Consider the following 22,223-nt stretch of genomic DNA (forward strand, 5'->3'; position numbering starts at 1 on the left):
GATCGGCGTCGTCGCCCCAGCCTTTCCGTCCTGCGTGACACCCGCGCGAAATTGTCAGGTTCATGTGTGGGGGTCGTCTTGGCGCTCGCGTTCGCGACCCCCGCCACCGCGGGGCCGTCGGACGACTTCCGCGCGCTGCTCGACGAGCATTTCGAATGGGTGCTCAAGGAGAATCCGGGCTTCGCGCGATCGATGGGGGTGGATACCGATCCGGCCGCAGTCGGCGACGCCAGTCTCGCGGCCGACGATCGCCGCGCGGCGGCGGAGGCGGTGTTCCTCAAGCGGCTCGACGCGATCCCCGACGCTGGCCTGACCCCGGCACAGCGCACCGACAAGGCCATCCTGCGCCGGCTGCTGTCGGAAAGCATCGAGGCGAACGGCTTCGGACAGCGCACGATCCTGTTCACCAGCTATTCCAATCCGTGGCAGGGCGCGGCGGGGCAGGGGGAGCGGACCGCGTTCCGGCGCAAGGCGGACTATGCCGCCTATCTCGACCGGCTCGGCAAATTCCCGGCGACCAACGACACGCTGATCGACATCACCGCCCAGGCGGTGAAGGGCGGCTATGTCCAGCCCTGTGTCAGCCTGGTCGGGTTCGAAGGAACGATCCGTGGGGTGATCCAGCAGGATGCGACCAAATCGCGCTTCTATGCTCCGTTTACCCGGACCAAGCCCGTCGATGCGACCGACGCCGAATGGGCTGCGCTGCAGGCGCGCGCGCAGAAGACCGTCACCGAAGTCATCAACCCGGCCTATGCCAAGGCCGCGGACTTCTATCGCACCAGCTATGAGCCGAAATGCGCCAAGGCCGTCGGGGTGTCGGCGCAGCCCGACGGCGCGCGCTATTACGCCTTCCGCATCCGCCAGCTCACCACGACCGACCTGACCGCCGATCAGATCCACAAGATCGGGCTGGACGAGGTCGCCCGCATCCGGGCCGAGATGGAAAAGGTCGCGAAAGACGCCGGCTTCGCCACGCGCGAGGCGTTCGTTCAGGAACTGCGCACCAACCCGAAATACTATGCCAAGACGCCCGAGGAACTGATGGCCGCCGCCGCGCTGCAGGCCAAGGAGATCGACGGCAAGATGCCGGGCTTCTTCAATCGTCTCCCGCGGCTCTCCTACGGCCTGCGCCGCATCCCGGCGGAGACCGCGGAGGGGACCACGACCGCCTATTACGGGCCCGGCAATCCCGAACTGGGCATGGCCGGCAATTACTATGTCAACACGTCGAAGCTCGATCAGCGCCCGCTCTACGAACTGCCCGCGCTGACCGCGCATGAAGCGGTGCCGGGGCACCACCACCAGATCGCGCTGCAGCAGGAGCTCGAGACCGCGAAATTCCGTCGCTATCTCGCCAGCTTCACCGCCTTTACCGAGGGGTGGGGGCTGTATGCCGAGCGCGTCGGGATCGAGATGGGGCTGTACGACACGCCCGAAAAGCAGATGGGGCGGCTGTCCTACGAGATGTGGCGCGCATGCCGTCTCGTCGTCGATACCGGCATCCATTCCAAGGGCTGGACCAAGGAACGCGCGGTCAAGTACATGCTCGACAATACCGCGCTGTCCGCCGCGAACATCGATGCGGAGGTCAATCGCTATATCAGCTGGCCGGGCCAGGCGCTGGGCTACAAGCTCGGCGAGCTCAAGATCCGCGAGCTGCGCGCGCGGGCGGAACAGGCGCTGGGCACCGAGTTCGATCTGAAGCGCTTCCACGACGCCGTGCTCGAGCAGGGCGCGGTGCCGCTCGACGTGCTCGACGCGCAGATCGACAGCTTCATCGCGGCGGAAAAGGAGCGGATCGCCAAGGCCGGCTGAGGGATCGCCAACGCTTCCTTAACCCTGCCCTGTCATCAACTTGGCCCAAATCCGGCATTTTCTCCGGCCGGAACGGAGCGTGATGATGGGCCGTCGGTCGAATGCAATTGCCATCCTGCTGATGCCGCTGGCGCTGGCCGCGTGCGGCGGCGGAAGCGCGGCGGGCAATGTCGATGCGCTGGACGACGAGATCGGCGGCAACTCCGCCGATCCGGCGCTGATGGGCGCGCTGCAGGACCAGATCATGGTCGATCCGCAGCTCGCCCAGCAGTCGAACAAGGATGCGATCCGCCCGCCGAGCCAGCCCTATTCGGCGCCGATCCCGTCCGACACCGTCGCCGCCGCCAAGGCCGCGATGCCCGCCGAGGGCGAGCTGCTCAAGGCACCCGACCCGGTCGACGGCAAGTGCGACGCCTGCGACGCCCAGGACAAGTCGGTGACCCTCGCTGGGCTGGCGGCGGGGCAGAAGGATCGCCGGACGTCGGAGTGCGCCGCGAAACTGAACTACTCGGCCGTCTGGGCAGCGCGACTCCCCGCCGACATGCCGCTCCACCCCCAGGCCCGGGTGACCGAAGCCGCCGGAGCGGATGGCGGCCAGTGCGGCCTGCGCGTCGTCACCTTCTCGACCCCCCAGCCGCTACAGACGATGATCGACTGGTACTACACCCGCGCCGTCCGCGGCGGATACACTGCGGAACATCAGCTGAAGGACGGCCAGCATGTGCTGGGCGGAACACGCAGCAAAGACGACTCGGCCTATGTCGTGTTCCTGTCGAGCCGCGGCGACGGCGGCACCGATATCGACCTGATCGCCAATCGCGGCGGCTAGGCCGCTTCGAGCAGCCGTTCGGCCTGAGCTCTCGCCTCGTCGGTGATCTGCGCACCGGACAGCATCCGGGCGATCTCTTCCCGCCGCTCGGCCTCATCGAGCTGCCGCACCCCGGTCCGGGTCACGAACCCGTCATGGCTCTTGGCGATCAACAGATGCTTGCCGCCCCGCGCCGCAACCTGCGGGCTATGCGTCACCACCAGCAGCTGCGTCCCCGCCGCCAGCCGCGCCAGCCGCTCGCCGATCGCGCTCGCGACGGCACCCCCCACGCCGCGATCGATCTCGTCGAAGATCAGCGTCCGTGCGCCGCCTTCCTCCGCCAGCGCGACCTTGAGCGCCAGGATGAAGCGCGACAGTTCGCCGCCCGAGGCGATCTTGATCAGCGGCGCGAAGGGGGCGCCGGGGTTGGTCGATACCTCGAATTCCACCCGGTCGCGGCCAGCGGCGGACCATTGATCGCGCGGCAGCGGTTCGACCGTGGTGCGGAAACGCGCGGCATCCAGCTTGAGCGGGGCGAGTTCGGCCGCGACCGCCGCGTCGAGCCGCGCGGCGGCGGCGGCGCGGGTAGCCGACAGCGCTTCCGCCGCCGCGACATAGGCCGTTTCCGCCGCCGCGAGATCGGCGGTGAGGCGCGTGATCAGCCCTTCGCCCCCCTCGATCCGCTCCAGCCGTACGGCCAGCGTATCGGTCAGTTCGGCAAGGTCGTCAGGCTGGACGCGATGCTTGCGGGCGAGGCCGCGCAGCTCGAACAATCGTGCCTCATCCGCCTCCAGCGCCGCGGGGTCGAAAGCCAGGGCGTCGGCGGCGCTATCGATCCCCTCCTGCGTCGCGCTGCCCTCGTTCAGCGCACGATCGAGCGCGGCCAGCGCTTCAGCGAGGGCAGGGTGATCCTCGGCGATTCGCTCCAGGATGCGCGCCGCCTGACGCAGCCGGGTGAGCGCGCCGTCCGACCCGTCGATCAGCTCGGCGATCGCCTGAAGCTCGCCCGCGATTTTCTCGCCGCGCTGCATCGTCGCGCGGCGTTCGGCGAGCACGGCTTCCTCGCCCGGTTCGGGGGCCAGCTTGGTCAGTTCCGTGACCGCGTGTTCGAGCCATTCGCGGTCGCGCGCGGCGCTTTCCTGCTCGGCATGCGCGGCGGCGAGCGCGTCCTCGGCGTCGCGCAGCGCGCGATGCGCGGCGGCGACGGCGGCGGTGTCGGCGCGGGCGAAGCTGTCGAGCAGCGCGCGATGGCCGCGCGGGTTGAGCAGGCCGCGATCGTCGTGCTGGCCATGGATCTCGACCAGCAGCGCGCCCAGTTCCCGCAACAGTCCCGCAGACGCGGGCTGGTCGTTGACATAGGCGCGACTGCCGCCATCGGCCTTGACCAAGCGGCGGATCGTCAGCGGTTCGGACGGATCATGGTTCAGCCCGCTGTCGTCCAGCAAGGCCGCGACCGCCGCCCGATCGGCCAGTTCGAAGCTGGCGGTCACCGCGGCCTGGGGCGCCCCCTGGCGCACCAACCCGCTATCGGCCCGCGCACCCAGCGCGAGGCCCAGCGAATCGAGCAGGATCGACTTGCCGGCCCCGGTTTCGCCCGTGAGGACGCCAAGGCCTGCGCCGAATTCGAGGTCCAGCGCCTCGATCAACACCACGTCGCGAATGGACAATGCGGTCAGCATCGGCCCGCATTACCCCTTTTTGTTCCGCCTTGGGAGAGGCGATTCACCGTGGCGGCGCGGGCGCTCAGTTCGTCTCGTCGGTCGGAGATGCGGGGCGCCGTGGCTCGTCGCGTTCAGGACGCGCCGCGGGCGATGCGAGCGCCGGTACCGGGACCGGTGTGCCATGCTTCTGCACCAGTTCATAGGCCCGCTCATACCATTGAGTGCCCGGATAATTGGCGCCGAGCACGGCGGCGGATTTCTTCGCCTCGTCCTTGATGCCGAGCGCGAGATAGCTTTCGGTCAGGCGCATCAGCGCTTCGGGCGTATGCGTCGTGGTCTGATACTGGTCGATCACCGTGCGGAAGCGCATGATCGAGGCGAGCCACTGCCCCTTCGTCTGATAATAGCGCCCGACCTCCATCTCCTTGCCCGCCAGATGGTCGCGGACGAGGTCGATCTTGAGCCGCGCATCGGCGGCGTAGCGGGTGTTGGGATAGCGCCGGTTGAGCTCGCCCAGCGCGTCGAGCGCCTGCTGGGTGATCTTCTGGTCGCGGGTGACGTCGCTGACCTGCTCGTAATAGCTGAGCGCGATCAGATAATAGGCATAGGGCGCATCGCGGTTGCCCGGGTGCACGGCCAGGAACCGCTGCGCCGACTGGATCGCCTGGGTGTAATTCTTGTCGAGATAATAGGCGAAGGCGCCCATCAGCTGCGCACGCCGCGCCCACACCGAATAGGGGTGCTGGCGCTCCACCTCGTCGAACAGCGCGGCGGCAAGCTTGTACTGACCCTTGTCCAGACGGTCCTTGCCCGCCGTGTACAAGGTGCCGACGTCGCGCGCGACATAGGGCAGGTCGGCACGGGTGCCGCCGCCGCGCGCGCAGCCGGCGATGGGAAGGGCCAGCACGGCAAGAGCGACCAGCGAGAGCGAGCGGATGGAAAGCGTACGCATTGCGCAGGTTCTTAGCCGAGGGTTGCGGGCGCGCGAAATGTTTTTTGCCGGTGGTTGCGGCGAAGTGGATCGACGCGCAGATTTGGGGCGTTCTCGCACCATCTTATGCTCTGATCAGGGGAGGCTCGATGCCCGCTCAGCTGTTGGCCACACACAGGGTCGAAAAGCCATGGGGGCGACACCGCCTGTGGCCCGGCTTCGACGATCCGGCGGAGGGCTCCGAACCGATCGGCGAAATCTGGTTTCAAACCCCCGGAGACGCCGCGCCGGACCTGCTGATCAAATATCTCTTCACCAGCGAGAAGCTGTCGGTTCAGGTTCATCCCGACGACAGGGCGGCGCATTTGCGCGGCCTGCCGCGGGGCAAGGACGAATGCTGGGTCATCCTCGCGGCCGAACCCGATTCGACCATCGCACTGGGCCCGCGCGAGCGCGTGGAGTCGGACGCGTTGCGCAACGCGGCGATCGATGGATCGATCGAAGAGATGCTCGACTGGAAGCCGGTACGCGCGGGTGACGTGCTTTATGCGCCCTCGGGCACGGTTCATGCGATCGGCGCAGGCCTGACGCTGATCGAGGTGCAGCAGAATAGCGAAACGACCTATCGGCTGTATGACTATGGGCGGCCCCGCGAGCTGCATCTGGACGATGGGATCGCGGTCGCGGATCTCGATCCATGGGTCCCCGCGCCGGCTCCGGGCGCGGTGGAACCGGGGCGCTCGATCCTCGTCGAGGGCCCGAAGTTCATTCTCGAGCGCTGGGAGGGCGGGGACCGTGTGGTGCGTCTGCCGCACGGCGTGACGGGCTGGCTGATCCCCGTGCGTGGCGTCGGCGACGTCGACGGGGTCGCGTGGCAGGCGGGGGAGTGCGTCACCCTGACGGGCAGCGCGGTGGTGAGCGCATCGGAGGACAGCGATCTGCTGTTCGCCTACCCCGGCGACGCCCGCATCTGAAGCCGACTATAGCATGAACGGGAAGTAGTTTTCCGTTCACGCAACCGCGCGCCGGTCAGGGTCGTTTGGACAACCATTGAAAGCTACAGGAGTGTATCCGATGCGTATCCAGATGATTGCCGCGATGATGGCGTCGGTCGTGCTGACCCCGATCCCGGCCATGGCGCAGCAGACGCCGCGCGAATCGAACCGCGAATATCGTGAGGAGGTGCGCGACGCGCAGCGCGATTATCGCCGCGACATGCGCCGCGCCGACACGCCGCGCGAGCGCCGACAAGCCCAGCGCGAGTATCGCGAGGAACTGCGCGATGCGCGTCGGGACCGCCGCGCCGATCGGCGTGACTGGCGCCAGTATCGCAATTACGACTGGAACCGGCCCGCGCGCGGCCAGCGGGCTTACTATGCCGACGATTACTATCGCGACGGTCGCTATTATCAGGAACGGCGCCTGACGCGACAGGACCGCATCTATCGCGGACGCGACGGCCGTTATTATTGCCGCCGCAATGATGGCACGACGGGTCTGATCGTCGGCGGCATCGCCGGCGGGTTCTTGGGCAATGCCCTGACAAATGGCCGGTCGAGCGTCCTTGGCACGCTGCTGGGCGCAGCAGGTGGCGCGGCGCTCGGTTCGTCGATCGACCGCGGCAACATGCGCTGCCGCTAAACGTATAAATGGATGCCTCGGCCCTCGGGCCGGGGCAATCCTGTCAGATCAGGCCACCGGTCAGAAAAAGACGCAGCCCGCTGATCACCAGGACGACGATGTTAAGATTGCGTCCGGCTGTGCCGCGGGACAGCACGCCAAAGACAAGGCCGACGACCGCGATCGGAAATGCGATCCAGTTGACCAGCGGCAACAGCGGAATCGGCAGGATACCAATCAGCGCGATGAGCAGCGCCACCGCTCCAGTGACCAGAGAAAGAATGTTCAGCATGGCCTCAAGATGGCCCATCCACGGCGTATTGGCAAGATACAACACCCGGGTGGCATTAACGATTATGAACGGAGCTGTCGCGACTGCGACACGCCGCGACACAAAAGCGACATTCCCGCCAAATCGCTGAGACATCCACCCGCGATACCGAAGACAGCCGCAGAGGCGGCGCCTGATTTGAACGAGGAGAAGGTCGATGAATAAGAAGTTCGCACTGATGATCGCCGGTCTCGGCATCGCCACCGTCACCGTCCCCGCCGCGAGCGCGCAGGCCGGCTGGCAGAATATCAACCAGCGCCAGGCGCAGCTTGACCGGCGGATCGACCAGGGTCTGCGTACCGGGCAGCTGACCCGCGGCGAAGCGATCCGCTTGCGTGCGGAATATCGCGGTATTGCCGAGCTCGAGGCGCGCTACCGTCGGTCGGCCCCGGGGCTGACCGCAGCCGAACGCCGCGATCTGGACCGCCGTTTCGACGTGCTGTCGCGCAAGATCCGTTTCGAGCGCCGCGATAATCAGAATCGGCCGGGCGCGGACAATGGCTGGTGGAACATTAACGAGCGTCAGCGGCTGCTCGATCAGCGGATCGATCAGGGCGTGCGCCGCGGGCAGTTGACCCGCGCCGAAGCGGCCCGTCTGAGGGCTGAGTTCCGCGGTATCGCGGCGCTCGAAGCACGCTATCGCCAGAGCCGTCCGGGCCTGACCGCAGCAGAGCGGGCCGACCTGGATCGCCGCTTCGACGTGCTGGCGCGCAAGATTCGCTGGGAACGTCGCGACTGGCAGCAGCGCCGCTAACTAACTGCCACTCGAAAGGTAGCACGGCCTCCGCATCTCGGTGCGGGGGCCGTTTTCCGTTATCGGATGGGCCGACCGCTGTCTTTCCATCGGTCAAGCACTTGCGACTCCGCCGGCGCGGCATAACGCGGCAGCGGATCGCCGCTCTGGACCTCTTCCCGGCGCTGCTCCGCCCGTTCTGTGCGTGGGACCGCCGCGGCGGGGGTAGGTCGGAGCAGCGGATTGCTGGGGCGATCGATCGCATTGCTAAAGCCCGTCGGGGCCGGGGTCGCGCTGGGAACCGGCGCGGGCTTTGCTTCCACCGCTGCGGTCGCGACGATGGCCTTGGGCCCCGGCAACGGCTCGCCCCCGCGATAGGCTTGCGTGAAGGCCGCACCCGTGCCCCAATAGCCCTTCCACCGGTGGAAGAAGTGCGCGCCGAATACGCCGGTCATCACCAGGCTCTTGTTCCAGCGCGGGGTCACGGCGTGGGTATGGTAATGCGTCGCCATGCCGACCGGCGCGAACACTTCGCCCGCAAGTGCCGCCGACGCGACGCGCGACGCGCGGTCCCAAAAGGTCCGCTCGGGCTTGCGCGCCATCGATCCGTCGCACGCGAAGCTGAATTGGCAGCCCGATTTTTCCGACCCCTGATAGACTACGCCGCAAACCGTCCCCGGAAAGGTGGGGTGGCGCACGCGGTTGAGGATGACCTGCGCTACGGCGCGCTGACCGTCATCGGGCTCGGTCGCGGCTTCGTAATAGATCGCGGTCGTCAGGCACTGCAGCGCGCGCGCCTTGTCCTGCCCCGATCCGCGCAGGTCGAACGGCGGGGCCGGCCGGATCGTCGGATCGGCCGTCGCGTCCTCCGGAACCGGGACGTCGGGCAGATCGACCGTGCCCGTCGATCCGATCGAGGGCGTGCTGCGCTCCTCGTCGGCAAGCTGATAAAAGGCGGCGCCCGGAAAATGGTCGTCGGCCTCATAGCCGGTCGGTTCCGGTCCTGCGGCGCGAGCGCCCTGTTGCGAAGCGTGGAGCGCGGTCAATCCGGCGTGCGCGGAGAAGCCCGCGCCGATCAGCGACGCGATCAGCGCCGCCGCCAGTCCCCGAAGCTGTAGTCGCGTCATCCGTCGCAGCATGTCCGTCCCGCCGGGAAGGTCTCCCGAGCCCGCCATAGCGGAACGAAGCTTTATTTTGTGCTGCCGTTTTTGTGCCGTCCCACGCTGAAACGATTGATAGTTAAGGTAATATTAGGACGGGTCGGACGGGCTATGCGGGTCGGCTCTCCCGGGAGGCTGGCCTCATTTCAGCGTTGCACTGTCGAGGTTGAGGGCGCTGGCCGGGATCACTTCCAGCTGTGGATAGGTCTTGCGAAGCTCGTCCAAGAACTGCTTCGAATCGCCGACCACCACGATGCTCGCGCCGGATGGCGCGAGGACCGTCTTCGCCGCGGCCTGAACCGCCGCGGGATCGACCCCCTGGATCGTCGGGATATAGGTCTGCAACGTATTCAGCGGCACCCCGTCAGCGACATAGTCCGCCAGTGCACCTGCGATGCCATCGGTGCGCTCGATCCTGCGGCCGAAGCTGCCGACCAGCACGGCCTTGCGCGATTCCAGTTCCGCCTCCGGTACCGGGCCGGTCCCTAGCGCGGTCATTTCAGCGGCGATCAGCGCGACGACTTCGGGCGCGGACGGGTTCTTGGTCTGCGTCGACGCGGTGACGATGCCGGGCTGGCGACGTGCGTCGACGCTGCTGCCCGCGCCATAGGCCAGGCCGCGCTTGATGCGGATTTCGCGGTTGAGGCGTGAGGTGAAGCCGACGCCGAGCGTGGCGTTGGCGACCTGTGCCGCATAGAATTGCTTGTTGTCGCGCGAGATGCCGGGCCGCGCCACGACCACGCCTGCCTGACCGGCTTCGGGCAGGTCGACGACGATCACGCGCGGCTTGGGTGCGGCGACCACCGGGCCCGAGCTGACGCTCACCTCGCCGCCCTTCCAGTCGCCGAACAGCTTTTGCGCGAGTGCGTCCGCCTGCGCCTTGCCGATATCGCCGACGACGACCAGCGCGGCGCGCTCGGGGCGCCAGGCGCGCGCATAGGCCGACGCGATGTCTTCCCGCGTCACCTTGGGCAGGGACGTGGGATTGCCGGTCAGCATATGGCCATAGGGCGCGGTTCCGAACACCGCGCGGTTGGCGACGATGCCGGCGAGCGCCGCCGGGTCCTTGAGCTGCACGGTCACGCCGTCCAGCGTCTGCTTGCGCGCGCGATCCAGCTCCTCCTGCGCAAAGGCGGGGTTGCGAGCGACATCGGCGAGAACGGTCAGCGCCGGTTCGACCTCGTCGGCCTTGACCGTTACCGTCGCGAAGGCGGCATCCCAGTCCGCACCCGCACCGATCGATCCGCCGAGCGATTCGATCTGCTGGGCGATCTGCTCGGCGGACCGCGTTGCGGTCCCCTTGGTCAGCAGGTCCGCGGCGAGCGCGGCGGTCCCCGCTTTGCCCTGCGGATCTTCGGCTCCCCCGGCCGGCGCAACCACCGTCGCGGTCACGATCGGCAGATCCCGCTTCTCCACAACGATCACACGCATGCCATTGGCGAGCCTAGTCTCGTTCGCGACCGGGATCGCGGGGGAAACCGGCGCGCCGGGCGCAGGGATGGCGACCCGGTCAGCCTCGTTCGCCGCCGTGTGGATAACGATATCCCTTGGCGCGACGAGTGGCGCCACCTTGACGGTCGTGGCGACGCCGACGCTGTCGCCCTTTGCCCCCTGCGCCATTGCTTCGGGCAGATAGACGATCGCGGCCGACTGGTTGTCGCCGAGATATTTGCGCGCGACGCGCTGGACGTCTGCAGCCGTCACCTTGGCGATGTCGGCAAGCTGGCGGTCGCTGTGGCGCGGATCGCGGTCGATGATGATCGATGCGGCGAGCGTCGATGCCTTGCCCTCCGCAGTCTCGCGGCTGCGCAGCGCGGAGGTCAGAATCTCGTTCTTGGCCTCGGCGAGTTCGGCGTCGGTCACCGGCGTGTCGCGCAGCGCGGCGATCTCGCGCCGCATCGCTGCCTCCCCATCCTTTACGGACTTTCCGCCGGCGAGGATGGCGTACATCGCATAGGCGCCGGTCGACTGGCGCGAATCGAGGAAGGTGTCCGCCTGCGCCACCAACTGGTCGCGATAGACGAGGTTGCGGTACAGGCGGGAATTCTCGCCGCCCGACAAGATGCCGTCGAGGACGGTGAGCGCGGGCATGTCGGGATCGTTATCGGGCGGGAGCTGATAGCTAAGCAGCACCGCAGGAAGCGGCGTGTTGGCCTCATAGACTGTCTTGCGAACCGCCTGCGTCCGTGCCGGTTCGGCGACGGTGACGCGGGGGATCGGGCGGTTCGGCTTCGCGATCGGCGCGAAATATTTGTCTACCCATTTGTCCAGTTGTGCCGGGTCGAAATTGCCCGCGACGACCAAAACCGCATTGTCGGGCCGGTAATAAGTCGCATGGAAGGCGAGGATGTCGTTGATATTCGCCGCGTCCAAATCCTCGATGCTGCCGATGCCGGGGCGGGCATAGGGATGCACGCCGTAGGAGATGTTGGGGAAATAGACGTAGAAGAGCTTGCCGTACGGCTGGGCCAGGACGCGGCTGCGCAGCTCTTCCTTCACCACGTCGCGTTCCGACGCGAACACCTTCTCGTCCACCACCAGGCTCGCCATGCGATCCGCTTCGGCGAATAGCAGGCGTTCGAGATGGTTGGCCGGGACCACCTCATAATAGTTGGTATAATCCGAGTTGGTGGAGGCGTTGTTATACCCGCCGACATCCTCGGTCAGCCGGTCCATCTGCTCGTCGACCAAGTTGCGCGTGCCTTTGAACATCAGATGTTCGAACATGTGCGCAAAGCCCGATTTGCCTGCCGGATCGTCCTTGCTGCCAACGTCGTACCAGACCTGGACCGAGACATTGGCGGTCGAGGTGTCGCGAATCGCATAGACCTTCAGCCCGTTGGGCAGGGTGCGCTCGGTGAAATCGAGCGGCGCGACTGCGATCTGCTGCGATGCTGGGGCAGGCGCTGCCTCCTGCGCATGCACGGTGAAGGGAAGCAGGGCGGCGCTGAGGTACAGGGCGGTGCGGGTCAGGCGCATGGTTATTGGTCTCCGAAAAGGAGGGGAAGGGTCAGTCGTTCTTGCGGCTGCGCGCGGCGTACAGCAGCGCGGCGGCGAGCGCCGCCGAGCCGATGCCGATACCGATCTTCGCAAGCGGCCATTTCTTCGCATCGCCAGGCTCCGGCGTACCCTCGGCGCGCTCGGCAGCATCGCGCGCGATCCGGGCTGCCGCAGTGATTTCGTTGGCGATTTCGTCCTGAACTTCAGTCTTGTCGGTCACTGGATACTCCTCTGTGGCACAGAAGTAGGACAGCGGCGCGGCGCACGCAATCAGCCGCGATTCCCGTAATATTGCGCACGGAACGCGTTGGCGAAGGCGGCAAGCTGTCCCTTCGCAATCGCCGCGCGCAGATCGGCCATCAACGACTGGTAGAAGTGCAGATTGTGCTCGGTCATCAGCATCGCGCCCAGGATTTCGCCCGAGCGAACAAGGTGGTGCAGATAGGCGCGGCTCCAGTTGGCGCAGACAGGACAGCCGCATTGCGCGTCGAGCGGCTCCTGATCCTCGGCGAACTTGGCATTGCGGATGTTGACCGGGCCGTTGGCGGTGAACCCCTGACCGGTGCGACCCGAACGGGTCGGGAGAACGCAGTCGAACATGTCGATGCCGCGCTCGACCGCGCCGACGATGTCGTCGGGCTTGCCGACGCCCATCAGATAGCGCGGCTTGGCGGCATCGAGCTGGCCGGGGGCGTAATCGAGCACGCCGAACATCGCCTCCTGTCCTTCGCCGACCGCGAGGCCGCCGACCGCATAGCCGTCGAAACCGATATCGAGCAGCGCATCGGCGCTGGCCTTGCGCAGTTCCTGGTCGAGCGCACCCTGCTGGATGCCGAACAGCGCATTGTTCGCAGCATGGTCGCCGCCGGCGTCGAATGCGTCGCGTGAGCGCTTCGCCCAGCGCATCGAGCGCTCCATCGCGGCCGCCTGCACCTCGCGGGTCGAGGTGGTAGGGACGAGTTCGTCGAAGGCCATGACGATGTTCGAGCCGAGCAGCCGCTGGATCTCCATCGAGCGTTCGGGGCTGAGCAGGTGGCGCGAGCCGTCGAGATGCGACTTGAAGACGATCCCTTCCTCGCTGCGCTTAGTGAGGTCGGACAGGCTCATCACCTGATAGCCGCCGCTGTCGGTGAGGATCGGGCGCTCCCACCCCATGAAGCGATGCAGCCCGCCGAGGCGATCGATCCGCTCGGCGGTCGGGCGAAGCATCAGGTGATAGGTGTTGCCGAGGATGATGTCGGCGCCAGACGCGCGGACGTCGCGGGGTTTCATCGCCTTGACGGTGGCGGCGGTACCGACCGGCATGAAGGCAGGGGTGCGAATCTCGCCGCGCTGCATCGCGATCGTACCGGTACGTGCCTTGCCGTCGGTGGCATGGATGGTGAAGGTGAAACGGGACATGACCGTCCGATGCTGCGTTGAGGAGAATATGGCAAGCGAAGCTGACCAGGCCCTGCGCGAATCCGCGCGCCATCGCGGACTGACGCTCGTCAAGTCGCGACGGCGCAAGCCGGGGGGCGACTTCGGCAAATTCGGCCTTCAGGATGCGGATGGCAACCAGTTGCTCGGGTTCGGCGAGGACGGGCTCACGGCTGGCGCGGACGAGATCGAGGCCTATCTGCGCGGCGCGATGCGCAGCGACTGGAAGGAGGCCGCCAAGGGGCTCCCGAAGCGAAAGACCAGCCCCAAGCCGGCACCGGCGGAGAAGCCCAAGCCGAAGCCCCGACTGAAAAAGCTCAAGACCGACAATCTGTGGAAGAGACTGCCGGCGGCGAGGAAAGGCGAGGTGTTTACCGACTTGCTGGCGCGTGAGGGCGTGCGGGTCGAGCGGATCGTCTCGCACGGGCAGGCAACGCCGGAGGACGCGCCGCTGGTGCAGCGCGAGGACGAGTGGGTGATCCTGCTACAGGGCAGCGCAGCGATCCGGTTCGAGGACAGTACCGAGACCGCGTTGGCACCGGGCGATCATCTCCTGATACCCGGCGGCACCCGGCATTGGGTCACGCGGACCGATCCCGACGCGCCGACTTTATGGCTTGCGGTGCATGTCGGCTGACTGGCGGATGAAGGTGACGACCTGGTCGGGCGTCGCGAAGGCGATGTCGGGGTTGAGGTGTGCGAACGCCTCCGGCTCCGCATAGCCCCACAGCACCGCTCCGGCGCGGATGCCGACTTCGCGCGCCGCGTCGATATCGCGGGTCTCGTCGCCGAGCGAGACGATGCGTTCGGCCGGGATGCCGCTCGCGCGGAGGATCTTGCGGAACTTGGGCGCCTTGCCGAACAGCGACGCGCCGCACGCCCACCAACTGAACCGTGCGGCGTTTTCCGGGCCTAGAACGGCGCGGGCGTTCGCTTCGCTGTTGGAGGTAACCAGCGCGAGCGGAATGCCCATCGCCTCGATCTGCGCCAACATTTCGGTCACCCCGGCGAAGAGGTGAACCTGATCGGTGTTGCGACCGAACAGGCGACGGACGTAGCGCGAGATGAACGGCAGCTTCCAGCGCGGGATGCGCAGATGGCTGATCACGTCGCGCGAACTCATCTTGCGCAGCGGCTCGACCTCGTGCGGTTCGACGCGGCGGAAGCCGTAGCGATCGGACAGATGGTCGATGATCGACAGGAACCAGGCGCCGCTGTCGGACAGCGTTCCGTCGAAATCGAAAATGACGAGGCGCAGCGGCGCGGGCGCCTCAGCCATGCGCGCCGCCATGACCGGATTGAAGCCCGCACGGATCATGGTCGCCGATCTCGATCTGCAAGGTCACGTGCCGGATGCCGAAATCATGCGCCAGCCGGTGCTCGGCATCCTGCAAAAACGCGTCGCCCGGGTGCCCCTGCGGCATCAGCAGATGCGCGGTGAGCGCAATCTCGGTGGTGCTCATCGGCCAGATGTGAAGATCGTGCACGCGGGTGACGCCGGGAAGCGCTGCGATCGATGCCTCGACCTTGTCCGGATCGATTCCGGGCGGGACCGCATGGAGCGCCATGACCACCGAATCGCGCAGCAGACCCCAGGTGCTCCACAGGATGACGACGACGATCAGCAGGCTGATCGCGGGATCGATCCAGGTGGCGCTGGTCAGCAGGATCAGGCCGCCCCCGATGACGACACCGACGGAGACCGCCGCGTCCGCTGCCATATGGAGATAGGCACCGCGGATGTTGAGATCGTCCTTGGCGCCGCGCACGAACAGCATCGCGGTCGCGGTGTTGATGACGATGCCGATCCCCGCGACGATCATCACGGTAAGGCCGGGAACGGGGGTCGGGTCGTTGAACCGCCGCACCGCTTCGAGCGCGATCGCTCCCACCGCGAACAACAGAAGGACCGCATTGGCCAGTGCGCCGAGGATCGTCGAACTGCTCAGCCCATAGGTGAAACGCCGCGAGGCGGGGCGCTTGGCGAGCGATGCGCCACCCCAGGCGATCAGCAGGCCGAGCACGTCGGACAGGTTGTGGCCGGCATCGGCCAGCAGTGCCATCGATCCGGTGGCGATTCCGGCCAGTCCCTCGACCAGCACGAAGCCGAGATTGAGGATCGTGCCGATGGCGAAGGCGCGGCCGAAGTCCTTTGGCGCATGGCTGTGGCCATGATGGCCGTGGCTGTGGCCGGCGGGGTTGTGGGTATGGGAGCCGTGCATCGCGTTCACCTTAACCGCAGTGCAGCATGAGATGCTAGCGCATCCACGGCGCGCTCAGCGGCGGCGTTGGGGACGACGGTTTTCAGCCTCGGCGGGGCGTGGCGCGGCGGCCGGGCGGACGGTCAGCAATTCGCTGCGCTTCAATACGCCGTCCTTGTCGGTATCGAACCGGGTGAAGAACAGGGCGAACCGAGCCTGCAATTCGGCAAGGGTGATGCGGTTGTCGCCGTCCTGATCGACTTCGAACGGGCTGGGCAGCGCATTGCGGTTGCCGAGCCAGCGCTCGGACCAGTCGCCAAAGCCGATATAGCCGATCGATGCCTGCCCCTTGGCCGACAGCTCGAAGCTGCGCGCGATCCCGGCGTCGAACTCGGTGCGGGTCACGAGACCGTCGCCATCCATGTCGAACGCGGCGATGGCCATCGCCACCGGCTCGGCGATCATCAGCGGGATCGGGGTTGCCATCGGATCGCCCGCGGGTGGGGGTGCCGGACGTTCCTGCGCCATGGCGGGAACGGCAGCGAGAAGAAGCAGGGGGAGCATGCGGATCAGGACGGGTCTCCGGGAAGCAGCAGGCTGGCATCGCCATAGCTATAGAAGCGATAGTTTGCGGCGATGGCATGGCGGTAGGCCGCCTGCATCCGATCGAGCCCCATCAGCGCCGAGACCAGCATGAACAGGGTGGAGCGGGGCAGGTGGAAGTTGGTGACAAGACCGTCGATGCCGCGGAAGCGATAACCCGGGGTGATGAAGATCGCCGTGTCGCCTTCGAACGGGCGGATCACATTGTCGTCCCCCGCCGCGCTCTCGATCAGGCGCAGGCTGGTGGTGCCGACGGCGATGACCCGGCCCCCGGCGGCGCGAACGGCGTTGAGCCGGTTGGCGGTGGCGGCGTCGATGCGGCCCCATTCGGCGTGCATCCTGTGGTCGTCGGTATCGTCGGCCTTGACGGGCAGGAAGGTGCCTGCGCCGACATGCAGCGTCAGCGTGGTGTGGGCGATCCCGGCGGCGTCGAGCGCTGCCATCAGGCCGGGGGTGAAGTGCAGCGCCGCAGTCGGCGCGGCGACGGCACCGGGTTCGTTGGCGAACATCGTCTGGTAATCGTCGGCGTCGCGCGCGTCGGTCGGTCGCTTTGCGGCGATATAGGGGGGCAGCGGCATGCGCCCGGCGCGTTCCAGCAGCAGTTCGACTGGTTCGTCGCCGGGAAAGAACAGGGTGAAGCTGCCATCGTCGTGGCGCGCCTCGGCGATCGCGGTCACACCGGCGCCGAAGTCGATAGTCTCACCCACCCGCAACCGCTTGGCGTTGCGGACGAACGCGATCCAGTGGCGCGGCCCTTCGCGCTTGTGGAGGGTGGCGCCGATCCTGGCCTCGCCGCGCGTTCCTTCGAGCTGGGCGGGGATCACGCGGGTGTCGTTGAATACCAGCAGGTCGCCCTTGCGGAGGAGGGCGGGGAGGTCGGTGACGATCCGGTCTTCGGTCCTGTCACCGTCCAAGAGCAATAGCCGCGCCGAATCGCGCGGGCTGGCGGGGCGCAGCGCGATCCGCTCGGGCGGCAGCTCGAAATCGAACAGGTCGACGTTCATTTGGTCATTCTCATTCCTCCACTGCATCGCAGGGGAGGTGGCAGCGCGTAGCGCTGACGGAGGGGCCGCCCCGCAGAGGGCGGAACTTTGTCGAAATGGTCACGGCCTTCTGCGCGGCCACCCCTCCACCACCGGCTTCGCCGGCGGTCCCCCTCCCCCAGCCAGCTGGGGGAGGAATAGCTTTCACTTGGCCGGGCCGGGCGGAAGCGCTGCCGGTTCCTCCGCCGGAGCGGCCGCGATAGGGGTGTACGGCGGAGGGTTGTCGGCCGCGATATAGGCGCGGACGACGCGGGCCGGGTTCACGGGCGGCTCGCCGCGCGGGATCGCGTCGACATATTGCATCCCGTCGATCACGCGACCGAACACGGTGTATTTCTGATCGAGCTGCAGGCGCGGGACCAGCATGATGAAGAACTGGCTGTTCGCGCTGTCTTCACTCTCCGCGCGCGCCGCGGCGACGGCGCCACGGACATGGGGGAGATAGTTGAATTCCTTGGGCACGTCGGGAAGGTCGCTGCCGCCGGTGCCATTGCCCTTGGGATCGCCGCCCTGCGCCATGAAGCCTTCGATCACGCGGTGGAAGACCAGGCCGTCATAGAATTTCTGGCGGGTCAGCGTCTTGATCCGCTCGACGAATTTGGGCGCGACGTCGGGGCGCAGCCAGATGGTGACGCGCCCGCCCGTCGACAGGTCGAGAATCCACAGATTTTCCTTGTCGGTGGTCGGCGGCGGGGTCGCGCGGCCTGCCGGCGGAGGAACGATCTGAGCGGCGGCCGGCATCGCGATCAGCGACGTCAGCAGGGCGAGAAACAGGGCAACAAAACGCATCGAAATCCCCACCGGACTGAAAACTGGAGCGGCTTAGAGCAAATCACCGCTTGCGGCAAAGTGAATGCGGCGGGCCCAGCCACCAGGAATCGAACCGCTCCGAAAGCTGACAAAGTTACGCGAAACGCGCTTCATCCTGTCAGCTTTGCCCCACAGATCGGATCGTCCGACCAGGTGGCGACCATATTGCGGATCGACGCGTGTAGGAAAGCGGTTTTTTCGCGGCGGGTCAGCTGCCCTTGCGGCCGATCTGCTCGACCCGCGCCACCACCTCGTCGCGCACCGTCGCAGGCACGAACTTGCGGATCTCGCCGCCGAACAGGGCGATTTCCTTGACCAGGCGGCTGGCGATCGGCTGGAGCGAGACATCGGCCATCAGGAAGACGGTCTCGATCCGGCCGTTGAGCTGCTGGTTCATCCCCGCCATCTGATATTCGTACTCGAAATCGGCGACGGCGCGCAGGCCGCGCACGATCATGCTGGCGCCCTCGCGCTCGGCAAAGTCCATCAGCAGCGAATCGAAGCTGACGACCTGGATCTCGCCATCAATTCCCGCGACCTCGCGCCGGACCATGTCCATCCGCTCCTCGAGCGTGAACATCGGGTTCTTCGAGGGGTTGGTGGTGACGCCGATGACGAGCCGGTCGACCAGCTTCGCGCCGCGCCGGATGATGTCCATATGGCCGAGCGTGATCGGATCGAAAGTGCCGGGATAGACGCCAGTGCGGGTGGTCATGAATCAATGCCCTCATCGTCATCCCCGCGAACGCGCGGACCCATCTCGTGCGCTAACAGCACAATCAGCGATTGATGTCGAAAAACAAGTCGCGCCAATCGGGATTTTCGCGCTCGATCAATTCGATTTTCCAGGCGCGGCGCCACTTCTTGATCGCCTTTTCGCGCGCGATGGCGGTGGTGATGTCGTCGTGCGGTTCGACGTAAACTAGGCGCGTGACGCCATAGTGTGCGGCGAAGCGGCTTCCGGTGCCTTCACGGTGCTGGACAATCCGGGCGGCGATATCTGCGGTCACCCCAGTGTAGAGCGTGCCGTTCTTGCGGTTGGCGAGGATGTAGACCCAGCCGCCCATTTTACCGCTACGCTCGACGCGCGCTCGGGAGATGGGTCCCCGCGTTCGCGGGGATGACGAGCGTATTTGTCACCGATCGCGTTCCAGCACGAAGCGGGCGATGGCGCGGAGGAGGTCGGCTTCGGGGCCGTAGCTGTGCAGATGCGCGATCGACTGGTCGACCAGCATTCGCGCCTGTTCGCGCGCGCGGTCGATGCCGAGCAGCGAGAGGAAGGTTTCCTTGCCTGCCGCCTCGTCCTTGCGCAGTTGCTTGCCGACCGCATCCTGATCGCCCTCGACGTCGAGGATGTCGTCGGCGATCTGGAAGGCAAGGCCGATGTCGCGGGCGTATCCCCGCAGGCCCGTCCGACCCTCCGGCGGCACGCGGCCGAGGATCGCGCCCGCCTCGACCGAGCACGCGATCAGTGCGCCGGTCTTGAGCGCCTGACAGCGGGTGACGGTGGCGAGATCGAAGCTGGTGGTTTCGGCGACCAGGTCCATCATCTGCCCGCCCGCCATGCCCGATGGACCAGACGCTTGCGCCAGATCGGCGATCAGTTCGGCGCGGACGAAGGGATCGGGATGGGTGGACGGATCGGCGAGGATTTCGAACGCGAGCGCGTGGAGGCAATCGCCGGCGAGAATTGCGGTCGCCTCATCGAAAGCCTTGTGCACCGTCGGCTTGCCGCGGCGCAGGTCGTCATTGTCCATCGCGGGCAGATCGTCATGGATCAGCGAATAGACATGGATCGCCTCAATCGCCGTCGCCACGCGCGCGGTGCAGCGGCGGTCGACCGCGAACAACTGTGCCGTCGCGAAGGTGAGCAGGGGGCGCAGGCGCTTGCCGCCGCCGATCGCGGCATGGCGCATCGCTTCGTAGAGGCGCGCGCGCGGATCGGCGGGAACGGCGAGGAACTGGTCGAACTGGCGGTCGACCTCCGCGGCGACGTCGCGGAGCGCGGCTTCTAGCGTGAGGCTGGCGTCGGCCACCTGCGTGCTCATCCTGCCGCGAAGGGGGTGGTGCCGGTGACGTTTCCGGCGGCATCGGCGCGAATCGCCTCGATCCGGGCCTGGGCGGCGTCGAGCCGGGCGGCGCACTGGCGGCGCAGCGCGTCGCCGCGTTCGTACAACGCGATCGCCTCGTCGAGCAGCGCGTCGCCGCTCTCGAGGCGGCCGACGATCCGTTCGAGCTCCTTGAGCGCGTCTTCGAAGGAGAGGGAGGCGATGTCGATATCGTCGGTCATGCCGATGCTATGCGATGGCAGGGGAACCAATTCAACCTCCCGCGATTGCCCTCGCGTCCCTACATCACCGCCGAAGGAGATCGCGCATGTTCACCAGTATCAATCCGGCGACGGGCGAAGCGGGCGAGACGTTCGAGGAACTGGGCGGCGATGGCGTTGAGGCGGCGCTGGTGCGCGCCGAGGCGGCGTTCGCGTCGTGGCGGGTGAGTTCGCTGGACCAGCGGACCGCATTGCTGAGTGCGATTGCCGACCGGTTCGAGGCGAACAAACAGCATCTTGCCGAAGTCGCGACGCGGGAGATGGGCAAGACGCTGGCGTCGGCGGTGGCCGAGGTGGAGAAATGCGTCGCGGGGTTCCGCTATTATGCCGAGCATGGGCCAGACTTTCTGAAGGGCGAGGAGGTCGCGCTGCCCGATGGGCGGGTGGTGACCCACTGGCTGCCGCTCGGCCCGATCCTGGCGGTGATGCCGTGGAATTTTCCGTACTGGCAGGTGGTGCGCTGGCTGGCGCCGACGATTCTGGCCGGCAATGTCGGGCTGCTCAAGCATGCGTCGCTGACGCAGGGCGTTGCCGCGCTGATCCAGCAGATGGTGAGCGCTGCCGGGGCGCCGGACGGGCTGTTCCAGAACCTTGCGATCAAGTCGGACAAGGTGTCGCAGATCATCGCCGACAAGCGCGTGGTCGCGGTGACCTTGACCGGGAGCGAGGGGGCGGGGGCCAAGGTCGCGGAGGCGGCGGGGCGGGCGCTCAAGAAGGTGGTGCTGGAGCTGGGCGGGTCGGACCCGTTCGTGGTGATGCCTTCGGCCGATCTGGACGCAGCCGTGAAGACGGCGGTCAAGGCGCGCATCCAGAATGCCGGGCAGAGCTGCATCTGCGCCAAGCGGATGATCGTGCATGCGGATGTCTATGACGCGTTCGCCGAGAAGTTCATCGCGGCGATGGATGCGGTGAAGATCGGCGATCCGATGGAGGACGGGGTCGAGATGGGGCCGCTGTCGAGCGTCGAGCAGCGCGACACGGTGCTGGAGCAGCTGGAGCGCGCCGTCGCGGCGGGCGCGACGCTGCGTGGCGGTGAGAAGATCGACCGCGACGGCGCGTGGATGCGGGCCGGGGTGCTGACCGATGTCGATCCCGAGGCGGACTTCGCGAAGGAGGAGATTTTCGGGCCGGTGGCGATGCTGTTCCGGGCGGAGTCGCTGGATGACGCGATCGCGCTGGCGAACGATGTGCCCTATGGGCTGGGGTCGAGCGTGTGGACCAACGACGCCGACGAGCAGGCGCGGCTGGTGCGCGATATCGCGGCGGGGATGACTGCGGTGAACCAGATGCTGGCTTCGGTGCCGGGGGCGCCGTTCGGCGGGGTCAAGCTGTCGGGCCATGGCCGCGAGCTGGGGCCGTGGGGGTTGCATGAGTTTATGAATTTGAAGGCTGAGATGCGGGGGGATTGAGGGGGCATCAAATGATTCAGGGTATGCCCGTGCTACGGGTTTGGAACGTTAATTGCCGAGAGCTTGAAGCGACTCTTTGGTCCATTCACCGCGTTGATCAGGAACAGGCGCGACGGTAACCAAAAACCTCTCCCGTACAGTTCCGCCGAACGCATTCTGCGCGTCCACGTATAGCGCGACATTGAAAGCGCAACGACCGTCCTTCAGTGTCGTCGGGGACGAATATACGCCGTCAGCTGTGATGTACGGGAATGATGCGGTGCTAGGCGAACGAAGTGTTCGCTTCACGAACTCCTGCGCCATTACGAACGCCTGAATCTCATCTTCGCATGGCGGCTTCGAACTAC

The 22,223-nt window shown here is 66.7% G+C and carries 23 protein-coding genes; 7 read left to right on the top strand and 16 right to left on the bottom strand.

The window, feature by feature from the left end; translation table 11 throughout:
• Nucleotides 1-78 precede the first annotated feature (78 nt).
• The gene (locus ABS767_RS09625; protein ID WP_408078134.1) at nt 79-1,818 is read left to right on the top strand and encodes a DUF885 domain-containing protein; all 1,740 of its coding nucleotides are present in this window, start codon (nt 79-81) and stop codon (nt 1,816-1,818) included.
• 85 nt (nt 1,819-1,903) lie between these two features.
• On the top strand, nt 1,904-2,647 hold the full coding sequence (locus ABS767_RS09630; protein WP_408078135.1) for a hypothetical protein: 744 nt from the start codon (nt 1,904-1,906) through the stop codon (nt 2,645-2,647).
• Here ABS767_RS09630 and recN read toward each other — a convergent pair.
• Together recN and ABS767_RS09640 are read right to left on the bottom strand one after the other, a co-directional pair.
• Nucleotides 2,644-4,305, bottom strand: a complete 1,662-nt coding sequence (gene recN / locus ABS767_RS09635; RefSeq protein ID WP_408078136.1) for a DNA repair protein RecN — start codon at nt 4,303-4,305, stop codon at nt 2,644-2,646. The two genes, ABS767_RS09630 and recN, sit on opposite strands and share 4 nt — an antisense overlap.
• 64 nt (nt 4,306-4,369) lie before the next feature.
• Nucleotides 4,370-5,239: an outer membrane protein assembly factor BamD gene (locus ABS767_RS09640; RefSeq protein WP_408078137.1), complete on the bottom strand. Its 870-nt coding sequence runs from the start codon at nt 5,237-5,239 to the stop codon at nt 4,370-4,372.
• A gap of 128 nt (nt 5,240-5,367) precedes the next feature.
• On the opposite strand from ABS767_RS09640, the gene ABS767_RS09645 reads away from it, so the two are divergent.
• Both ABS767_RS09645 and ABS767_RS09650 read left to right on the top strand, forming a co-directional pair.
• The gene (locus tag ABS767_RS09645; RefSeq protein WP_408078138.1) at nt 5,368-6,192 is read left to right on the top strand and encodes a class I mannose-6-phosphate isomerase; all 825 of its coding nucleotides are present in this window, start codon (nt 5,368-5,370) and stop codon (nt 6,190-6,192) included.
• 100 nt (nt 6,193-6,292) lie between these two features.
• Nucleotides 6,293-6,859, top strand: coding sequence for a glycine zipper 2TM domain-containing protein (locus ABS767_RS09650; RefSeq protein WP_408078139.1), 567 nt, complete (start codon nt 6,293-6,295; stop codon nt 6,857-6,859).
• Between the two features lie 43 nt (nt 6,860-6,902).
• On the opposite strand, the gene ABS767_RS09655 is transcribed toward ABS767_RS09650, so the two are convergent.
• Nucleotides 6,903-7,130 (bottom strand): hypothetical protein, encoded by a 228-nt coding sequence (locus ABS767_RS09655; protein WP_408078140.1) that lies wholly within the window; start codon nt 7,128-7,130, stop codon nt 6,903-6,905.
• A 196-nt stretch (nt 7,131-7,326) separates the two neighbouring features.
• On the opposite strand from ABS767_RS09655, the gene ABS767_RS09660 reads away from it, so the two are divergent.
• Nucleotides 7,327-7,923, top strand: coding sequence for a hypothetical protein (locus ABS767_RS09660; RefSeq protein WP_408078141.1), 597 nt, complete (start codon nt 7,327-7,329; stop codon nt 7,921-7,923).
• Between the two features lie 59 nt (nt 7,924-7,982).
• Here ABS767_RS09660 and ABS767_RS09665 read toward each other — a convergent pair whose 3' ends face one another.
• From ABS767_RS09665 to tgt, 4 genes are all read right to left on the bottom strand, one after another.
• On the bottom strand, nt 7,983-9,041 hold the full coding sequence (locus tag ABS767_RS09665; protein ID WP_408078142.1) for a cell wall hydrolase: 1,059 nt from the start codon (nt 9,039-9,041) through the stop codon (nt 7,983-7,985).
• A 162-nt stretch (nt 9,042-9,203) separates the two neighbouring features.
• Nucleotides 9,204-12,041, bottom strand: coding sequence for a M16 family metallopeptidase (locus tag ABS767_RS09670; RefSeq protein WP_408078143.1), 2,838 nt, complete (start codon nt 12,039-12,041; stop codon nt 9,204-9,206).
• Between the two features lie 31 nt (nt 12,042-12,072).
• Nucleotides 12,073-12,282 carry a hypothetical protein gene (locus ABS767_RS09675; protein ID WP_408078144.1) on the bottom strand — a complete coding sequence of 70 codons (210 nt, stop codon included), beginning with the start codon at nt 12,280-12,282 and terminating at the stop codon, nt 12,073-12,075.
• 50 nt (nt 12,283-12,332) lie between these two features.
• Nucleotides 12,333-13,463: a tRNA guanosine(34) transglycosylase Tgt gene (gene tgt / locus ABS767_RS09680; protein WP_408078145.1), complete on the bottom strand. Its 1,131-nt coding sequence runs from the start codon at nt 13,461-13,463 to the stop codon at nt 12,333-12,335.
• Between the two features lie 28 nt (nt 13,464-13,491).
• Here tgt and ABS767_RS09685 point away from each other — a divergent pair, with 28 nt between their 5' ends.
• Complete coding sequence (locus tag ABS767_RS09685) at nt 13,492-14,118, top strand: cupin domain-containing protein (protein WP_408078146.1); 627 nt, start codon at nt 13,492-13,494, stop codon at nt 14,116-14,118.
• On the opposite strand, the gene ABS767_RS09690 is transcribed toward ABS767_RS09685, so the two are convergent.
• The 9 genes from ABS767_RS09690 to ABS767_RS09730 all read right to left on the bottom strand — a co-directional run bounded on the left by ABS767_RS09690 (nt 14,092) and on the right by ABS767_RS09730 (nt 20,428).
• Nucleotides 14,092-14,760, bottom strand: a complete 669-nt coding sequence (locus tag ABS767_RS09690) for an HAD hydrolase-like protein (protein ID WP_408078147.1) — start codon at nt 14,758-14,760, stop codon at nt 14,092-14,094. The two genes, ABS767_RS09685 and ABS767_RS09690, sit on opposite strands and share 27 nt — an antisense overlap.
• Nucleotides 14,753-15,703: a cation diffusion facilitator family transporter gene (locus ABS767_RS09695; RefSeq protein WP_408078148.1), complete on the bottom strand. Its 951-nt coding sequence runs from the start codon at nt 15,701-15,703 to the stop codon at nt 14,753-14,755. Before ABS767_RS09695 ends, ABS767_RS09690 begins: the two co-directional genes overlap by 8 nt.
• 54 nt (nt 15,704-15,757) lie before the next feature.
• Nucleotides 15,758-16,168 (bottom strand): EF-hand domain-containing protein, encoded by a 411-nt coding sequence (locus ABS767_RS09700; RefSeq protein ID WP_408078149.1) that lies wholly within the window; start codon nt 16,166-16,168, stop codon nt 15,758-15,760.
• Between the two features lie 83 nt (nt 16,169-16,251).
• Nucleotides 16,252-17,289: a tRNA preQ1(34) S-adenosylmethionine ribosyltransferase-isomerase QueA gene (queA, locus tag ABS767_RS09705; protein ID WP_408078150.1), complete on the bottom strand. Its 1,038-nt coding sequence runs from the start codon at nt 17,287-17,289 to the stop codon at nt 16,252-16,254.
• A gap of 183 nt (nt 17,290-17,472) precedes the next feature.
• Entirely contained in the window at nt 17,473-18,117 is a 645-nt protein-coding gene (locus ABS767_RS09710) for a peptidylprolyl isomerase (protein WP_408078151.1), read from the bottom strand.
• Between the two features lie 229 nt (nt 18,118-18,346).
• Nucleotides 18,347-18,853 carry a pantetheine-phosphate adenylyltransferase gene (gene coaD, locus ABS767_RS09715; protein ID WP_408078152.1) on the bottom strand — a complete coding sequence of 169 codons (507 nt, stop codon included), beginning with the start codon at nt 18,851-18,853 and terminating at the stop codon, nt 18,347-18,349.
• 64 nt (nt 18,854-18,917) lie between these two features.
• Nucleotides 18,918-19,205 carry a GIY-YIG nuclease family protein gene (locus tag ABS767_RS09720; protein WP_408078153.1) on the bottom strand — a complete coding sequence of 96 codons (288 nt, stop codon included), beginning with the start codon at nt 19,203-19,205 and terminating at the stop codon, nt 18,918-18,920.
• A gap of 69 nt (nt 19,206-19,274) precedes the next feature.
• Complete coding sequence (locus ABS767_RS09725) at nt 19,275-20,186, bottom strand: polyprenyl synthetase family protein (protein WP_408078154.1); 912 nt, start codon at nt 20,184-20,186, stop codon at nt 19,275-19,277.
• Nucleotides 20,183-20,428 carry an exodeoxyribonuclease VII small subunit gene (locus ABS767_RS09730; RefSeq protein ID WP_408078155.1) on the bottom strand — a complete coding sequence of 82 codons (246 nt, stop codon included), beginning with the start codon at nt 20,426-20,428 and terminating at the stop codon, nt 20,183-20,185. Before ABS767_RS09730 ends, ABS767_RS09725 begins: the two co-directional genes overlap by 4 nt.
• Nucleotides 20,429-20,514: 86 nt before the next feature.
• Between ABS767_RS09730 and ABS767_RS09735 the strand changes: the two genes are divergently transcribed.
• On the top strand, nt 20,515-21,876 hold the full coding sequence (locus tag ABS767_RS09735) for an NAD-dependent succinate-semialdehyde dehydrogenase (protein WP_408078156.1): 1,362 nt from the start codon (nt 20,515-20,517) through the stop codon (nt 21,874-21,876).
• The last annotated feature ends 347 nt before the right edge of the window (nt 21,877-22,223 follow it).

The organism is Sphingomonas plantiphila, from assembly GCF_046000505.1.
Taxonomy (GTDB): Bacteria; Pseudomonadota; Alphaproteobacteria; order Sphingomonadales; family Sphingomonadaceae; genus Sphingomonas; species Sphingomonas plantiphila.

Bases quoted from the DNA above. Each gene is read 5' to 3' on its own strand.
- ABS767_RS09630 (WP_408078135.1), top strand. From the start codon at position 1,904: ATGGGCCGTCGGTCGAATGCAATTGCCATCCTGCTGATGCCGCTGGCG.
- recN (WP_408078136.1), bottom strand. From the start codon at position 4,305: ATGCTGACCGCATTGTCCATTCGCGACGTGGTGTTGATCGAGGCGCTG.
- ABS767_RS09640 (WP_408078137.1), bottom strand. From the start codon at position 5,239: ATGCGTACGCTTTCCATCCGCTCGCTCTCGCTGGTCGCTCTTGCCGTG.
- ABS767_RS09645 (WP_408078138.1), top strand. From the start codon at position 5,368: ATGCCCGCTCAGCTGTTGGCCACACACAGGGTCGAAAAGCCATGGGGG.
- ABS767_RS09650 (WP_408078139.1), top strand. From the start codon at position 6,293: ATGCGTATCCAGATGATTGCCGCGATGATGGCGTCGGTCGTGCTGACC.
- ABS767_RS09655 (WP_408078140.1), bottom strand. From the start codon at position 7,130: ATGCTGAACATTCTTTCTCTGGTCACTGGAGCGGTGGCGCTGCTCATC.
- ABS767_RS09660 (WP_408078141.1), top strand. From the start codon at position 7,327: ATGAATAAGAAGTTCGCACTGATGATCGCCGGTCTCGGCATCGCCACC.
- ABS767_RS09665 (WP_408078142.1), bottom strand. From the start codon at position 9,041: ATGCTGCGACGGATGACGCGACTACAGCTTCGGGGACTGGCGGCGGCG.
- ABS767_RS09670 (WP_408078143.1), bottom strand. From the start codon at position 12,041: ATGCGCCTGACCCGCACCGCCCTGTACCTCAGCGCCGCCCTGCTTCCC.
- tgt (WP_408078145.1), bottom strand. From the start codon at position 13,463: ATGTCCCGTTTCACCTTCACCATCCATGCCACCGACGGCAAGGCACGT.
- ABS767_RS09685 (WP_408078146.1), top strand. From the start codon at position 13,492: ATGGCAAGCGAAGCTGACCAGGCCCTGCGCGAATCCGCGCGCCATCGC.
- ABS767_RS09690 (WP_408078147.1), bottom strand. From the start codon at position 14,760: ATGGCTGAGGCGCCCGCGCCGCTGCGCCTCGTCATTTTCGATTTCGAC.
- ABS767_RS09695 (WP_408078148.1), bottom strand. From the start codon at position 15,703: ATGCACGGCTCCCATACCCACAACCCCGCCGGCCACAGCCACGGCCAT.
- ABS767_RS09700 (WP_408078149.1), bottom strand. From the start codon at position 16,168: ATGGCAACCCCGATCCCGCTGATGATCGCCGAGCCGGTGGCGATGGCC.
- queA (WP_408078150.1), bottom strand. From the start codon at position 17,289: ATGAACGTCGACCTGTTCGATTTCGAGCTGCCGCCCGAGCGGATCGCG.
- ABS767_RS09710 (WP_408078151.1), bottom strand. From the start codon at position 18,117: ATGCGTTTTGTTGCCCTGTTTCTCGCCCTGCTGACGTCGCTGATCGCG.
- coaD (WP_408078152.1), bottom strand. From the start codon at position 18,853: ATGACCACCCGCACTGGCGTCTATCCCGGCACTTTCGATCCGATCACG.
- ABS767_RS09720 (WP_408078153.1), bottom strand. From the start codon at position 19,205: ATGGGCGGCTGGGTCTACATCCTCGCCAACCGCAAGAACGGCACGCTC.
- ABS767_RS09725 (WP_408078154.1), bottom strand. From the start codon at position 20,186: ATGAGCACGCAGGTGGCCGACGCCAGCCTCACGCTAGAAGCCGCGCTC.
- ABS767_RS09730 (WP_408078155.1), bottom strand. From the start codon at position 20,428: ATGACCGACGATATCGACATCGCCTCCCTCTCCTTCGAAGACGCGCTC.
- ABS767_RS09735 (WP_408078156.1), top strand. From the start codon at position 20,515: ATGTTCACCAGTATCAATCCGGCGACGGGCGAAGCGGGCGAGACGTTC.